General features: G+C 40.0%; 13 protein-coding genes and 1 tRNA gene. 3 read left to right on the forward strand and 11 right to left on the reverse strand.

The window, feature by feature from the left end; translation table 11 throughout:
• Positions 1–12 precede the first annotated feature (12 nt).
• On the reverse strand, positions 13–1,452 hold the full coding sequence (locus M3P19_RS04075) for a C40 family peptidase (protein ID WP_249656351.1): 1,440 nt from the start codon (positions 1,450–1,452) through the stop codon (positions 13–15).
• A 98-nt stretch (positions 1,453–1,550) separates the two neighbouring features.
• Entirely contained in the window at positions 1,551–2,447 is an 897-nt protein-coding gene (locus tag M3P19_RS04080) for a helix-turn-helix domain-containing protein (RefSeq protein ID WP_249656352.1), read from the reverse strand.
• A 174-nt stretch (positions 2,448–2,621) separates the two neighbouring features.
• Between M3P19_RS04080 and M3P19_RS04085 the strand changes: the two genes are divergently transcribed.
• The gene (locus M3P19_RS04085; protein ID WP_249656353.1) at positions 2,622–3,722 is read left to right on the forward strand and encodes a serine hydrolase domain-containing protein; all 1,101 of its coding nucleotides are present in this window, start codon (positions 2,622–2,624) and stop codon (positions 3,720–3,722) included.
• Between the two features lie 9 nt (positions 3,723–3,731).
• Here the strand turns inward: M3P19_RS04085 and M3P19_RS04090 are convergent, their stop codons facing one another.
• The 6 genes from M3P19_RS04090 to M3P19_RS04115 all read right to left on the reverse strand — a co-directional run bounded on the left by M3P19_RS04090 (position 3,732) and on the right by M3P19_RS04115 (position 9,606).
• A complete protein-coding gene (locus tag M3P19_RS04090) occupies positions 3,732–5,081 on the reverse strand; it encodes an erythromycin esterase family protein (RefSeq protein WP_249656354.1) in 1,350 nt (449 codons plus the stop codon).
• Between the two features lie 276 nt (positions 5,082–5,357).
• A complete protein-coding gene (locus M3P19_RS04095) occupies positions 5,358–6,035 on the reverse strand; it encodes a DUF4386 domain-containing protein (protein WP_249656355.1) in 678 nt (225 codons plus the stop codon).
• A 252-nt stretch (positions 6,036–6,287) separates the two neighbouring features.
• Positions 6,288–7,586: an amidohydrolase gene (locus tag M3P19_RS04100; protein ID WP_313791609.1), complete on the reverse strand. Its 1,299-nt coding sequence runs from the start codon at positions 7,584–7,586 to the stop codon at positions 6,288–6,290.
• Between the two features lie 128 nt (positions 7,587–7,714).
• The gene (locus tag M3P19_RS04105; protein ID WP_249656356.1) at positions 7,715–8,860 is read right to left on the reverse strand and encodes a serine hydrolase domain-containing protein; all 1,146 of its coding nucleotides are present in this window, start codon (positions 8,858–8,860) and stop codon (positions 7,715–7,717) included.
• A 127-nt stretch (positions 8,861–8,987) separates the two neighbouring features.
• On the reverse strand, positions 8,988–9,374 hold the full coding sequence (locus tag M3P19_RS04110) for a hypothetical protein (protein ID WP_249656357.1): 387 nt from the start codon (positions 9,372–9,374) through the stop codon (positions 8,988–8,990).
• A gap of 147 nt (positions 9,375–9,521) precedes the next feature.
• Positions 9,522–9,606 (reverse strand) — tRNA-Ser (locus M3P19_RS04115).
• A 103-nt stretch (positions 9,607–9,709) separates the two neighbouring features.
• Between M3P19_RS04115 and M3P19_RS04120 the strand changes: the two genes are divergently transcribed.
• Both M3P19_RS04120 and M3P19_RS04125 read left to right on the forward strand, forming a co-directional pair.
• A complete protein-coding gene (locus M3P19_RS04120; RefSeq protein WP_249656358.1) occupies positions 9,710–10,465 on the forward strand; it encodes a sulfite exporter TauE/SafE family protein in 756 nt (251 codons plus the stop codon).
• Positions 10,466–10,480: 15 nt separating this feature from the next.
• A complete protein-coding gene (locus tag M3P19_RS04125) occupies positions 10,481–11,674 on the forward strand; it encodes a DegT/DnrJ/EryC1/StrS family aminotransferase (protein WP_249656359.1) in 1,194 nt (397 codons plus the stop codon).
• Here M3P19_RS04125 and ribB read toward each other — a convergent pair.
• From ribB to lolA1, 3 genes are all read right to left on the reverse strand, one after another.
• A complete protein-coding gene (gene ribB / locus M3P19_RS04130; protein WP_249656360.1) occupies positions 11,671–12,807 on the reverse strand; it encodes a 3,4-dihydroxy-2-butanone-4-phosphate synthase in 1,137 nt (378 codons plus the stop codon). The genes M3P19_RS04125 and ribB overlap by 4 nt on opposite strands.
• 1 nt (position 12,808) lies before the next feature.
• On the reverse strand, positions 12,809–14,251 hold the full coding sequence (locus M3P19_RS04135; protein WP_249656802.1) for an LptF/LptG family permease: 1,443 nt from the start codon (positions 14,249–14,251) through the stop codon (positions 12,809–12,811).
• A gap of 72 nt (positions 14,252–14,323) precedes the next feature.
• A complete protein-coding gene (lolA1, locus tag M3P19_RS04140) occupies positions 14,324–14,971 on the reverse strand; it encodes an outer membrane lipoprotein periplasmic chaperone LolA1 (RefSeq protein ID WP_249656803.1) in 648 nt (215 codons plus the stop codon).
• Between the last annotated feature and the right edge of the window lie 2 nt (positions 14,972–14,973).

The following is a 14,973-nucleotide window of genomic DNA, read 5'->3' on the forward strand; positions in this document are numbered from 1 at the left end:
TTAAAGATTGTTTTAATCTACAAGAATATTGGTGAGCGCATACATTTCATCAACTAGGGGTAAGGTAATACCGTTATTCCCATCACCCAAATGTATAGTGCTGATAATAGCCTCCCCGATCACATAACGTCCTTTAAGCGTTCCGTCGGCATCTTTATGGATTCCTTCAATGGGATAGGCGCTTAAATACTCTTCTAACTTAGCATTGGCATATGTGGTTTTTAATCCCCAAATGGCATGTAGAATTAGGGGCTCTCCATTTGAGTCGTTTCCAACATAAAGCATATTATGGCCTTTTTTTCTAAGGATTGTCAGAAAGGGAACGCCTTTGTCTTTGATCAATTGGGACTTTGCTATTGAGTTGCCTGACAAATCATATTGATTTCCTATCAATACTTGATCTTTTGAGTCACGCGGTAGCCATATTTGAAACGTACCCAATAAATCCCTAATCATGGAAGAACAATCCCTATTCTCAAGATAACCACCCCAGCCGTAGGGTCTGCCCACTAAATTGGCAACTAGTTTTTCCAGGTTGGTTTTATCAAAACTATGCCCAGCAAAGGCAACTTTATTTTTGGCCACCTTGGCTTTTTTAATTGTTGCGTTCAAATTCTCGTCTGCATTGACCCAAAAAACTTCTACCGCATTCGATTCATTTAGCAATTCATCATACGGGAGCACCATCCCCATTTTGGCATTTATGGCAAAGTTGAAGGTCTTGCTAATTAAATTCAAAGTATCAGATTGTGGCATACAGTACCTTCCATTTTGCCATTTCTTTGTAAAGCTATCATCCACAAAGGCCAAATCGCGCATAGGAACCCACCCCTTATAATAAGGGCTAATTACATAGGCCCATTGCTTATCTTTTGTAGAATGGGCAATTAATACAGGCGTATTTGCCCATAGGCTAGTATCCTGGAAATAGTCAAATGGGAACCCTTCACCTGCTTTGGAATAGGTGTCAAAACCAGGGCGGTGAGTCGGTAACCTGCGCAAGTTTGTATGAGCGATTACAATACCCTTTCTATTCAAATTCGGAAAATCTTCAGTGGTTACGTTTTGCACGATTTCCTCACGTTGCCATTTCGTATGCGGTTTTTTGTTTTCTCCATACCATGCATCATCCTTGAGGTAAGTTTCCAAATAGGAAAGATTTTTACCGGGCACGGAATCCATTTGTTGTAGTAGCTTTTCTGCAGGGGTGTTCCAAGGGGCAAAGAAATTTTGAACAAATTGCGTATGCATCGAACTTGGGATTTCAACGGCTGATTCAGGATAGGTTAGCTCGTTTAACGCATACGTTTCCAATTGGAATTCATGATTGTCCATCTTTTCAGTAACACAACCCGAAAGTGCTATTAAGCTTAAAATATGTAGATAAAAGTAGGAGCGGAGAAAATTGGGTCGTTGGGTTTTTGATGAGTGATACATCTGAGTTAAAAGCATAAGCCCTTATGTTTTTAAAAGGTAATAATTAGGGTTAGCAATGATTCCTCTAAACTAAGAAAATTAAGGAAGTAAAATGGGATTTCAGGACAGTGTGTCTAGGATTTAGGCATTGACCCACTTGGCATTTGTCCATACCTATTCACGTAATGTTTGTAGAAAACAGAATATTCATTAAAACCAAAACACGCCACTAACTGGTTGATGGATTCAAATTCCAATTTAGAAGTTAACAGCTTATGAATGGCGGTAATTCTTAAATCAAGATGATATTGGCGTGGGGATTTACTGTAAATCTTTTTGAATGTCCGTACAAGATGGTATTTGGAAAGACATGCAATTGCCGCCATTTCATCTAGATGAACAGACTCACTTAAATTGTCTTCCAAATATTCCCTGACCAATGATAAACGCCGGAAAATTTCCAATCGCGTAGATTTTTTCTTGAAATCCAGATTGTTCTTCTTTAAGAAGTGTTCATTTTGGGCAATAATGACATCTTCCGCCAATTCCATGTAAAAATCCAAATCCAAAATCTCCGGTGCATTGATGACCTTGGAAACAATTTTCTTCAGTTCTTTTGTATTCCGATAACTTTTTATCCTGTAAAAAGGAATGTTCTCCATATGAGGTTCGTCAAAGGGATAATCCAAGATTTTATCCCCCATGCTAAGCATAAAAAGCGATTTTCTGAGTATTTCTTCCTTTAGGAAAATAGAAGTTGCGGCTCCTTCGGAATGTAGAAACTCTACCTTGGATTCAGGTTCTATAAAAAGTATGGAGCCCGCCGACAGATTTTCCAATTTTCCATCTACCAGATATCTTTCATTTCCTGCTATCACGCATTTAAGCGCAAAAGACGAAGCATAGGATACAGGTGAGGGGTTCTTTGGAGATGTACCATGGGATAAATAAATTTCGTTCGAAAAACGGACCGGAAACTTTGGCATATTTCCATTATCAATGCGAACGATATTATTGCGATACTCCAACATGTTGATTGATGCGAATAAACTCAAAGCTAAGATAATCGCAGAATTTGCTTCTTTTTTCAGGTGACCTCAAAATAAGCAATAATTGAAATGTCACAACTTCGTACATATTAGATCTTTAATCGGTTTTAACAACAGATTTAGCTGTTGAGTTGTACCACATAAAAAATGCGTAGGATGAAAATTAATATAGAATACCAGTTTTTGATTTGGCTATTTCTGCTCGGAATTGGCTTTACCGCTTGCTCCAGTGATTCCAATGGCGCAGGAACTGATGATGTGATTGTTGCCACCGGAAATGAAAGGGAAGAGGATGATGATACAGATACAGAAGACAGCATTCTTGGCTATTCCTTGGAAAAGTTGCAGGCTGTAGAAGCGTGGGCAATCCAAAATACAAAGACTGCTGCAGTAATCATACTTGTGGATGGAGAGATTTTATACCAATGGGGGGATGTTGATAGAAAATTCATTACACATTCTACTAGAAAGAGTTTTATGAGCGCTTTGTATGGTAAGTATGTTGATGATGGCACTATTGATATGGAAGCAACTATGCTCGATTTGAACATAGATGATATTCCGACCTTAACGGACCAGGAAAAGACGGCCACAGTAAAACATTGCCTGCAATCTGTTTCAGGCGTATTTCATACTGCAGAAGCGGAGTCTGAATTTATGCATGATTTGAAACCAGATCAGGATTCACATGTCCCTGGAACTTTTTGGATATACAACAATTGGGATTTCAACGTATTGCGAACAATTTTTGAGCAAGAAACCCAAAATAACTTTTATGCGGCGCTCAAAACTGACATTATGGATCCCATTGGGGCCAATTTTGAATTGTCAGATAGTATTTCTTGGACTCCAACAAGATCCATACATCCTGCCTATATGTTCACCATTTCTGCAACGGATATGTCCAAATTTGGACAGTTGATGCTGAATAAGGGCAACTGGAATGGCAATCAGCTTGTACCGGAATCGTGGGCAGATGAAAGTACGAAGTACTATTGGGATGCCGAGATATACAATGGGGACGGTTATGGTTATATGTGGTGGGTTGCCACAAACTTAAATGCACGACCGTATTTGCCCAATTGTGATCTACCTGCAGGTACATATTCCGCAAGGGGAGCAGGTGGTCAATGGATGGAGGTTATACCGCAAAAGAATATGGTTTTTGTCCATTTAGTGGATACGTATATCAAGAATCAGGTGTCATTTGAGAATATTGGTACCATACTCCAAATGGTGTTGGATGCAGAGCTTTAGTAATTGCTCTTAACGCATAGGAGTACCTGGTGACACATCGGGCAAGTATACACAGCCATCCCATTCAATAGGTTTGATATTGATGAAATAATTGTTTTCCCGCATACGAAGCAATGAGTTCATCCATGTTTTGGAATTGTTTGTGTTGTCCTTCCAATGAATGTAATAAGGTTCTGTACCAATCTTTGCCATGGTCTTTTCAATGCCATTTGGACTACTTTGCGGAATAGTGTCAATAAACCTTGAATCGATAGTATGCCAATCATTCCAAAATTTGCCGCCGCCATAGGTCATGCCTACAATGAACAAACTATCCTTGAGTTCTTGTTTTAGGATTTCACCTGCTGGGGTGAAAAAGCCATAAAGCCCATCTTGATGCTGTGTTTCAGTTTTGGTATGAACCACGTGATCTATGAGAATAACCTTGGCGTCTTTCTTATGTTCCAGGACCCATTTGACATTTTCTGCCATTGCTATTTCACGCCCGTTTAAGCCAACATATTCTGGTGTGCCGTTTCGCTGGCCCATATAATTTCTGTAATAGTTTTCAGCCATTCGCATTGCCATGGTACTTTGCTTGGCCCATTGATATTCCTGATTAGAACTTTTTGAGATAAACTGGTCTTTGTTTATTTGGAAATAATTTGACATTTCAACTAATATCCGTGCGAGCTCATCACGGTCTGCTTGCGACAATTCATTGATGTATTTTATTCGCGCATTTTCAGATAGGATTTCTAACCAGGGTTCAAGTCTTTCGCTTTGAGCTGTGGCATAAGGAGCATCTACAGTTTCCAGGTATTCCAAAACATTGTTTAACGGCGTCTTCCAATTGTGGTAGAAACCACCAATATCAATGCCGTAGTACGATAATTCATTCTCATGGGAACGGTTGTATTCCCGCATCCATTCAATAAGCGTGCGACCTTCTTGCCATGCAGCATACATTTTGTTGATGCCATTATTCCAAGGAGCTACGGCGTGTGGTTTGTTTTTGATGTAGTTGTATGCTAATCTTGACTCGGGCAAACCACTTTCGGTAACTACTGTGTTAAATCCATGTTCTTCTACCAAATAGCGAATCATTCGATGATGTAGCTGTAGCATTTCCTTACAGTTGTGGAACCCTTCGGATAGGGCAATCACCTTGTAATTAGCAGCATTCTGGAAAATAGCCTCCAAATCCGAATTACTTTCGGACTCGGTGAATGAATTAAGGGTAATCTTTTTTTGCTGCGCCCATTCAACAAACTCGGATTGACCACTAAGGTGATCTTGAGGACTGGTATTTTTCTTTTCATGACAAGCACTAAGAAGTGCTACGAACACTATTGAAACAAGCTTAATATAGGTTCTCATCATTTGGTTGTACATCTACGTTTAGGGTGTATTTTTAATCAACAAATAATATGCTGTATGCGTAGATACTCATTTTGCAAATTACAGCCAAGGGTTCGTATATGAAAAACAGGAATTTCCATTTACAATCTTTCTTATTTAGGCAAAAAGGTTAGACACGGGTTGGAAGCCTTAAATTTAGCATTATTGCGCCTGTTTTTATGTACAATGATGTGTACTATTATTTTTTTCACTCTTGTACTAAATTTCTAAAATAATATTCAAAATCCGCATTTATCAAACCTGCTTGAGCTTTACCCCTTTTACCAATAGCCATATTCCAAATATTAATTCGAACATTGCACCTGGAGCCATTACGATCATGAGGTTTTTAGGGAATTCTGGCAAAAGTATCTGTAAACCAAAACCTAATAATACAATGATGTATGTAAACAATGCCCAATAGCCCAGCCATTTCGGTATATATGATGCAGACAATAGCAGCGACATGAATATAATTGCACCAATGCTCATCAAAATTAGATGAAGATTCCAACCAATATTTGAAATGTCAAAAAATAGCGTTGCCAATGAATCCAGTTCAATATGGTTGAAGTTATATTTATCTGCTTTCTTTAGAATGGTCAGTGGAGCAAAATTTATAAAAAGAATCACAAACCCTAAAACTACCTCAGCTGTTCTAAAAACAAGACCAAGTAGTGCTCGATTTTTATGAATGTTTTTTGTAACTAAATAAAGAGCTACCGCCATCCACATTACAAGAACAAACATTAGCATATCCAAAAATTCGGCTATTCTAAATTGAACTTCTGATTGAAGCAGTGTTTCCGTTTTATGTAATCCTGGTTTAATCCAAAAATTATTTACAAAACCGATTAAAGTCGTTAGTAAATAGGTGAATCCCACAATTTTAGCTTGCTTCTGTATAGTCTTTTGTGAAGTATTATCAATCATAATTTCATGTTTTAATTTAGCGATGTAATACTTCGGAGACGAGCCAAAACCAATAGTGTTACAGTGGGAAAACAACAGTAATCGGTATCGCTTTTAAAATCTGAAAAATGTCACACAACGGTCTAGGCTATGATTTCGTTGTGTAATCATCCGCAGGTTGATTCTGACGAAAATCATATATAAAAATATGCAGAATGCTTTTTTCTTATCAATTTAGCGGTATGAATTATACTCTGTGTTTGATGCTGTATCTTAATTATTCTTAAGGTAGTCCAGGGCGAGTCTCATCATGGCTTTCATCCCTAAATTCATTCCTGTATCGTCTACATAAAAATCCGGTGTATGATGATCCGCTACCGTTTTGGGGTCCTTACCGGGAGGACATCCACCAATATCAAAGAATAGACCAGGAATTTCTTTCTGGTAATAGGAGAAATCTTCACCTCCTGTGATCGGCTTCATCACCTCATACTTTCCTGCACCTGCTGCACGCTTGAGGGTCGGGAGCATCTGCTCATACAGCGAAGGATCATTATAGGTGACCGGATTTCCTTTATCAATAGTGATGGTGATCTCAGCATTGTTGGATTCTGCAGTCTTAGTGGCCACCTCTCTTACCCTTTTGTGTACTAGATCCGTCATTTCGGGATCTAGAGTTCTTATGGTACCCAGCATGTAAAGATTCTCAGGAATGATATTGGAGCGATTTCCACTGTGAATGGCCCCCACCGTAACAACAGCAGGTGCCGTGATTAAATTGGCATTTCTGCTGACCACTGTCTGGAGGTTGTTGATAATCTGTGCAGCCGTTACGATTGGATCGGTACCAGACCAGGGTGCTGAGCCATGGGATTGCTTTCCATTGATGTCGATGCGAAAAGAATGAGAAGCAGCATAAATCCCCTCAGGGCGAGACCGAAGTGTTCCTACTGGCGTAAAAGCGTCAATGTGCAAACCAAATATGACATCCACGTCTGGATTCTTTAGCACTTGTTCTTTGATCATGAGTTCCGCACCTCCTTCTTCTCCAGCAGGTGCTCCTTCTTCAGCGGGTTGGAAAATTAATTTAACGGTACCCGGGACTTGATCCTTCATTTCCCAGAGCATTTTTGCTACGCCGAGTAAGATGCTCAGGTGTGTATCATGTCCACATGCATGCATGACGGGGACCTGTTCCCCATTATATTCTCCCATTCGCTTGGAAGCCCAAGGGATGTCCACACGTTCTTTTACAGGTAGTCCGTCTATGTCTGCTCGTAGGCCTACGACGGGTCCAGGTTTTCCACCTTTCAATACTGCCACCACACCAGTTTTGGCCACTCCAGTCTGCGGTTCGTATCCGATTTCTCGTAGTATTTTAGCGATTCGCTCAGCGGTCTTGAACTCACGATTGCTTAATTCCGCATTTTCATGAAACCAATGTCTCCAGTCGATAACCTGCTTTTCGGTACCGTTGACCATCTTGTCAATTTGTTTATCAAAAGTTTGGCTGAATGCAAGTATGGAGCTACTCAGTAGCGCTAGGGTTAAAATTTTTTTCATAAGGTTCATATTTATGGGTATGGCATCTAACGGGCGCGTGTACGAGTAGTAGCGGATTTCTACTAACAACCCTTTCAGTTTTGTACTGACCTCTGTTTGATGTTTATTCTTTCGTTTTATCAATTAAATCGCTATTGCTAATACACATTGTTAGCAGCTGTATTAAAATAATCGTCTACAATTGAGTAGGTTTTATCTACTATTCTATTTTCAAAAAAGTCATCATTATTTGATAGCATTACAATCGTTAAAGGACGCTTTCGCTCATGAATCACAAAATTTTGTGCACCATACCAAAGACCTCCATGCATAGCAAGAGAATCTGTCACTTCCCAACCCATAGCATAAAATGATGGTTTATTCTTTAAAATCTCTAAATCCTCTGAGCATAATTCAATATCCATAGATATTGGCTTAAAAATTAACTGATGTGATTCACCATTTAGGATGGTTTTGTTACGGAGTGCTTCAATATAATTGGCATAATCATTCAAGCTTAGATAAATACCTCCTGGACCCACTAATTCATCCATGCGATGACCTTCTACTGATTTCCATTTATAAAGGCTATCTCGCTCATAACGATAGGCATATTCTGGAATTTTGGAAGCATCTGCATCATCTATATATTGAGATGTAGTCATTCCGGCTTTATCGAAAACATGCGTCTTAATATAATGCTCAAATTTCATTCCGCTGACCTTTTCAATAATTTGGGCCAGGGTGGTATACGTACCATTATTGTATTCGAACGCAGTTCCAGGTGGAAAACGGATTACTTCATTTTTTGCATACCATTCTATGGTATCTTCATTACTAGCATACCCGTTGGAGTGCGTTGTACTATTTTCAATTATCCAATCGGCATCTTCAATGCCTGAAGTATGCGAAATGAATTGTTTGATGGTTACATTTTTAAAAATTGGATATGGAAAGTATTTATAAATTGTATCAGTTAACGAAAGCTTGCCTTCTTCCATTAGTTTTAATATTCCAAGACATGTAAACTGTTTCGCCAGAGACGCTGATCTCATATTGGTTGAAGGTGTAATTGGCTCTTTTGTTTCAAGATTGCGCAAACCATAACCTCTATTAATTATTTTCTTGTTGTCGTATAATACTAGTAATGCAGCGCCTGGACTATTTTCATCAAAGTGAGTACCATATAAAGAATCTAATTTTGCCTGAAGATCACCATAATCGGAATGGTTGAATGTGCGTTCTTTGTTTTCAGTTTTGCAAGAATATAGACTTATAACAAATAGGACTAAAATTATTCTCATGTGGTTTATTTGTATTGCTGCTAACGGTTTCGGCTATCAGTAGTTGCGTGGGTTAGCACTTAACTTTACAAGTACACACCGAACTGAAAATCCGCGAGGATATTCAGAAGTAGGCGAGCGGTAGCAATTACTTATAGCCATTGTTGGCAGCCGTATTTTTTATTTTTTCTAACGTCTTAATTGCCGCTCGATTAACAACTTTCCATTCCTTTGTTTTCACAAAGTCATCAAAGTACGGTAAATCGTTCGTGGTCTTGTCACTTATATCGTTTAACGTTTTGTCAAAGTCAGAAAGTAATTCTCTTTCTTTCTCATCAAACGCCATTTTGAATTGAGTCGACTCGGGATGGTAAAAGTCATCTGCCCATTGACAGAATAGTTCAGCTGAAACCTGGGCAATCGGGACATTTTTTTGATATTTCAATTGCTCTTCTTTCGAAGACCACAAGTCCAAGATATTCATAACGTTTTGCCTAATTCTATTGGCTAATTCTATATCGTCTATTTCCGTCATTTTTATATAGCTGTCAACTTGTTCATAGAAACGTAATATACATCTCTAAACACCCAAATTAGGAATAAAACTGCTGGTTTTAAAAGAAGCTATAAAAATGAAGAAATAAAAAAGCCCCTTATTAAAGGGGCTTTTAAACTTAGATTGCGGAGGAAGAGGGATTCGAACCCCCGGAGGTGTGACCCTCAACAGTTTTCAAGACTGCCGCATTCGACCACTCTGCCATTCCTCCAATGCGGGTGCAAATATACTAAGCTTTTTTATTTACAAAAAAACCTGACCACTTTATTTTAATTAAGATTCCCAATCCATCAATACCACTTACTTTTGTGCCCATGGATCAATGGTACCATTATGTGCTTTTAGTGGTTGTGGGTTTTGCCGTAGGCTTTATCAATACCGTGGCTGGTGGTGGTTCATTGCTCTCATTACCCACCTTGATATTTCTGGGATTACCGCCGGCCGTAGCCAATGGAACCAATAGGGTGGCTATTGTAATACAAACTGCAATGGCAACTGCCGGATTCAAAAGTAAGGGCGTATCCACATTTCCTTTTAATATATACCTCGGTATTTCCGCTTTTTTAGGAGCTATCGTGGGTGCTCGTATTGCCGTGGATGTTGATGGCGAGGCATTCAACAAAATATTAGCTATTGTAATGATATCCGTGGTTTTGATTATCCTATTCAAACCCAAACTAAAACTTGAGGAAATGCAGGAGCGTTTGACCGGTAAATATTTATGGGTCAGCATCATCGTCTTTTTCTTCTTTGGTATTTACGGAGGCTTTATTAATGCTGGGCTTGGATTTTTGATGATTCTTTTCATGCATTTTTATAACCGGATGAACCTGGTTAGAGTCAATGCCACCAAGGTGATGGTCGTATTTATCTATATGCTGGCTGCATTGGCAGTTTTTGCTTTTAACGATAAGGTGGAATGGAAAGTTGGTCTGATATTGGCCATTGGAAACGGAACGGGAGCCTGGGTATCCAGCCGTTTTTCGGTGAAGAAGGGTGATGGATTCATCAAAAAATTTTTGGTGGCCATGGTACTGGTCATGGCTATAAAACTTTGGTTTTTTAATTGATAAAATAGTTGGAATATGCCCGGATTTGAACTTTTTGGGGAAAACGAGAAAAAACAAGTACAAGATGTCCTCGACTCTGGTGTATTGATGCGTTATGGCTTTGATGGCATGCGTAACGGCCATTGGAAAGCCAAGGAGTTGGAAAAGGCCTTAGCGGAAAGGATGCAGACAGGATATGTACATCTTACCAGCAGTGGTACATCCGCTTTAACCGTTGCTTTAGCCAGTGCAGGCGTGGGAGCAGGGGATGAGGTAATCATGCCTACCTTTACCTTTGTTGCAAGTTTTGAGTCCATTCTTGCCTTGGGCGCAGTGCCAGTTTTGGTTGATGTTGATGATACCCTAACCTTGTCCCCAAGTGCAGTACAAAAAGCGTTGACCGATAAAACCAAGGTGATCATGCCGGTCCATATGTGTGGGTCCATGGCAAACCTCAAGGCTTTGCAGGAAATTTGTAAGGCTAATGCTATTTTATTATTGGAAGATGCCTGTCAAGCCATTGGTGCAACGTATAATGGGCAAGCAGTGGGGAGTATTGGGGATTTAGGATGCCTTTCCTTTGACTATGTAAAGACCATTACCTGTGGAGAAGGTGGTGCATTGCTGACCAATAAAGAGGCCTATTACCAGAATGCACATATGTACTCAGATCATGGACACGACCATATTGGTTCGGATAGGGGAGCGGAGGCGCACCCTTTTTTAGGTTACAATTATCGAATTTCCGAACTGAATGCAGCCGTGGGATTGGCACAAGTGGCGCGATTGGATGATTTCTTGACTATTCAAGAACGAAATTATACCACATTACGAGAGGCAATTGCGCCAATTGATGGAATCCAGTTTAGGACGGTACCAGAAGGGGGCGCGGAGAACTATTCCTTTTTGAATTTTTTCCTACCGAGTGAAGCAAAGGCTGCTGAAGCCCAAAATGCTTTGTCCGAGGCTGGAATTGATGGTTGTTTTTATTGGTACAACAACAATTGGCATTATTATCGAAAATGGGAGCACTTAATCAACAAGACTGCCCTTGGCCGATTGCCGAAAGATGTTTTGGAGGCGCTTCCAGATTATAATAAATCGGATTTTTCAGCCTCCGACCATTGGGTTGGACGTAATTTGTCATGCTTGATAAAACTGAGCTGGACCGAATCTGAAGTTCAGGCCAGGGCGAAGAAAATGGCTGATGTTCTTGGAGCTATTCTCTAATAATTCACATAGTCCACAATCTCAAGACCATAGCCCACCATGCCAACCCGTCTGGTTTGGGCTGAATTGGTCAGTAGCCTGATCTTGGAGATATCCAAGTCGTGTAATATTTGTGCGCCAATACCAAAATCCTTGGCATCCATATCAATTTTCGGAGCCTTATGGATACCTTCGGCTTGTAGTTTTTTGAATTCTGCCAATCGCCCTAAAAGGTTCATATGCTGATTACCTTGGTTGATAAAAATCATCGCGCCGTTTTCTTCAGCATTGATAGCATTGAACATCCGCTGTAAACGCTCATCAGGATTATTGGTCAATGTGCCCAGCATATCATTATTGATCAATGTGGAATTGATACGGGTCAGCACCGGCTCACCGGATTTCCAATGTCCTTTGGTCAAGGCGATGTGCACTTGATCATTGGTAGTTTGCTTATATGCCCGTAGTCGAAAATCCCCAAAGCGGGTTTTGATATCAAAGGATTCCTTACGTTCAATAAGGCTATCGTGCTCCATGCGATAAGCAATCAAATCTTCAATGGAGACTATTTTTAAATCGAATTTTTTTGCCACCTCAATCAATTGAGGAAGACGTGCCATGGAACCATCCTCGTTCATGATTTCCACGATTACGCCAGCAGGTTGTAAATCGGCCAAACGCGCAAAATCAATTGCGGCCTCTGTATGGCCTGTTCTTCTCAACACCCCACCTTCCTTTGCGATTAAAGGGAAAATATGCCCGGGACGCGCTAAATCATGTGGCTTGGTGGCTTGTTCCGTAAGCGCGATAATCGTTTTTGCACGATCACCTGCAGAGATTCCTGTGGTTACACCGTTACCCCGTAAATCCACGGATACGGTAAATGCAGTTTCCAGAGGGTCCGAATTATGGCTCACCATTTTATGTAACCCTAAATCCTCACAACGCCCTTCTGTTAAAGGCACGCAAATCAAGCCACGCCCATGTGTGGCCATGAAATTCACGGTCTCAGAGGTTATCAATTCTGCGGCAGCAAGAAAGTCACCTTCGTTTTCACGGTTTTCGTCATCTACAACAATGATGACTTTTCCTTGTCTGATGTCCTCAATGGCCTCTTCTATGGCATTGAGTTGGATTTTATCTTTATCGGTCATATTAATCGCCGTCTTCTTTGTCTTTTTTCTTGAATAGATTCTTGATGCCATCTATAATGTGCCCAAAGCCTATCAATCCTCTATCTGCAGTTGCTCTTCGCGTTAGCGAAATACCCATTGGTAACATGATCAGTGTTGATAGCCATGCTCCTAACGCAGGATGTATGTTTCCTTCTTTGGAATAGTTTCCGGCGAATACCCCGATAAAGTAGTAGGTCAAAAACAGGATGATTGCAATCACCATGGGCAGTCCCAACCCACCTTTTCGAATAATTGCGCCTAAAGGGGCACCCACGAAAAACAGAATGATACAGCTTAATGCCAGCGCATATTTCTTATGCAATGACAGAATATGGCTGTTGTAGAACTTAAATCGTTTTTGGAGTTCATCCTTTTTGGCAATCACTGTGGTCAAGATTCCCTTGGCCGAGGTTTGGGCAGAACTCATTACTTGTAACTGTTGCCAATCTGGAAGCGTGTCCACAAATTCCTGCACCGAGGAAATGCTATCATATTGAGCTTTCTGTTCCTCTGAAATTTTTGGTTTTACCAGGGTGGAGACTTGCTCGCTTTTCTCGATGCTATCATTGACAACAACAGGTGTGAATGCACCAATCCGCGTAGAAATGTTTTTTGAAAAAGCTTCTACTTTTTCAAGATTGTTTTTCTCCAAGGAATCAATGTCCTTAACCAGTCGAAAAACATTTTTCATTTTATCGGTGGTAATATTACCATCCTCCTCCAAATCTTGGTTGTTGAGCTCAGAAATGTCAATATTAATCGTGTACGTGTCGAACTGGGCCTTGGCAAAAGGGTGTTTGCGACGTTCCTTGCTCGACTTTGGCTTGAGCTCCTCATAGTAATTCCCATCCTTTAAAACCAATTGTATGATATCTGAGTCTTCACTACTGATCAATTCCCCTTCTTTGGCTTTAATTACCGTATTGTTTACCGCTTGTTCCGTTTTTTTGTGAATTATGACATTGTCCAAAAAACGATCTTGTTCGCCATACTTCTTTTCAACCTTGATGTTCATTCCTTCGCCGGTACCTTCAAAATCACTGAACACCCCTTCTGTGATGGCTGCTGCAGGTTTTACCTTGGCAATGTTACGTCTTAGGTTGAACATTTTTTGTTCTGATTTTGGAATGATATTATTCGCAAAAAAGAAAGTGACCACTCCCAGAAACAGTACAAAAACAATTAAACTCCGCATACCACGCTGCAGCGAAATTCCAGAGGCTTTCATTGCTGCAAACTCATAGTTTTCCGCGAATGTTCCAAAGGTGAGGATGGAGGATAATAATACGGTTAAGGGTAGTACTTTATCAACCAGGGTTGGAATGAAATAGAAAATAAACTTGCCAATAATAACAATACCAAGGCCTTTGCCTGCCAAATCATCGATAAATAACCATATTCCTTGGAATATGAAGATCACGATCAAGATGCAGAAAGAGCTAAAAAAGTTATAGAGAAACCTCGATAATATATACCGGTCAAGTAATTTCAATGCTTAATTTCTTATGATGTAGTACCCTTCGTCCTCGTATTTTTTCGCGTTAAAGGTAAACAGTGTACTTGACAATGCTTGATTGGTTTTGAAAGAATTAACGGTAATGGTGGTTTTGGTACTGTTTTTACCAGTTTGAATAAGCTTGTAAATGTGTTTGGTACCCATATCGATGCCCAATAGAATTGATTGAATTTCCGTGTTGGAATCGATTGGGGTTAATTTGACATATTGGATTTTACGTCCACCAACATTTTGAAGGATATCCCAGGCATAATTATGGCCAGACCGGTAAAAAGTCAACATTTTTGATGGGGTGATGTTATTATCATCCTCAGAAATGGCATCTATGGTGACTTCCTCATTTTCTGGAACAATTGTGTAGACTTTAGCACCATCGCTCATAACCTGTGCACCTAAGTAATCCAAGAAGTAATTCTCGCCACTGAGGGTGACATTACCACTGGATTCTTGATTTATGTTGGCCTCGGTGTTTTCGAGTCCGTATTTAAAATCAATTTGAATGTTATCATAACTGGTGACTTTCGCGTAAACCTCTTCAAGCAGTGCCTTGGCCTTGTCTGAGTTCTGTGCATTTACTGCTAAGGTTAAACTGAATATTCCTATGAATAAAAATAGTTTTTTGAACATGC

The sequence above is a fragment of the Flagellimonas spongiicola genome (assembly GCF_023502425.1).
GTDB lineage: Bacteria > Bacteroidota > Bacteroidia > Flavobacteriales > Flavobacteriaceae > Flagellimonas > Flagellimonas spongiicola.

What these genes read in the sequence shown, in the direction of transcription:
- M3P19_RS04075 (WP_249656351.1), bottom strand. Translation starts at nt 1,452, where the DNA reads ATGCTTTTAACTCAGATGTATCACTCATCAAAAACCCAACGACCCAAT.
- M3P19_RS04080 (WP_249656352.1), bottom strand. Translation starts at nt 2,447, where the DNA reads ATGTTGGAGTATCGCAATAATATCGTTCGCATTGATAATGGAAATATG.
- M3P19_RS04085 (WP_249656353.1), top strand. Translation starts at nt 2,622, where the DNA reads ATGAAAATTAATATAGAATACCAGTTTTTGATTTGGCTATTTCTGCTC.
- M3P19_RS04090 (WP_249656354.1), bottom strand. Translation starts at nt 5,081, where the DNA reads ATGAGAACCTATATTAAGCTTGTTTCAATAGTGTTCGTAGCACTTCTT.
- M3P19_RS04095 (WP_249656355.1), bottom strand. Translation starts at nt 6,035, where the DNA reads ATGATTGATAATACTTCACAAAAGACTATACAGAAGCAAGCTAAAATT.
- M3P19_RS04100 (WP_313791609.1), bottom strand. Translation starts at nt 7,586, where the DNA reads ATGAACCTTATGAAAAAAATTTTAACCCTAGCGCTACTGAGTAGCTCC.
- M3P19_RS04105 (WP_249656356.1), bottom strand. Translation starts at nt 8,860, where the DNA reads ATGAGAATAATTTTAGTCCTATTTGTTATAAGTCTATATTCTTGCAAA.
- M3P19_RS04110 (WP_249656357.1), bottom strand. Translation starts at nt 9,374, where the DNA reads ATGACGGAAATAGACGATATAGAATTAGCCAATAGAATTAGGCAAAAC.
- M3P19_RS04120 (WP_249656358.1), top strand. Translation starts at nt 9,710, where the DNA reads ATGGATCAATGGTACCATTATGTGCTTTTAGTGGTTGTGGGTTTTGCC.
- M3P19_RS04125 (WP_249656359.1), top strand. Translation starts at nt 10,481, where the DNA reads ATGCCCGGATTTGAACTTTTTGGGGAAAACGAGAAAAAACAAGTACAA.
- ribB (WP_249656360.1), bottom strand. Translation starts at nt 12,807, where the DNA reads ATGACCGATAAAGATAAAATCCAACTCAATGCCATAGAAGAGGCCATT.
- lolA1 (WP_249656803.1), bottom strand. Translation starts at nt 14,971, where the DNA reads ATGTTCAAAAAACTATTTTTATTCATAGGAATATTCAGTTTAACCTTA.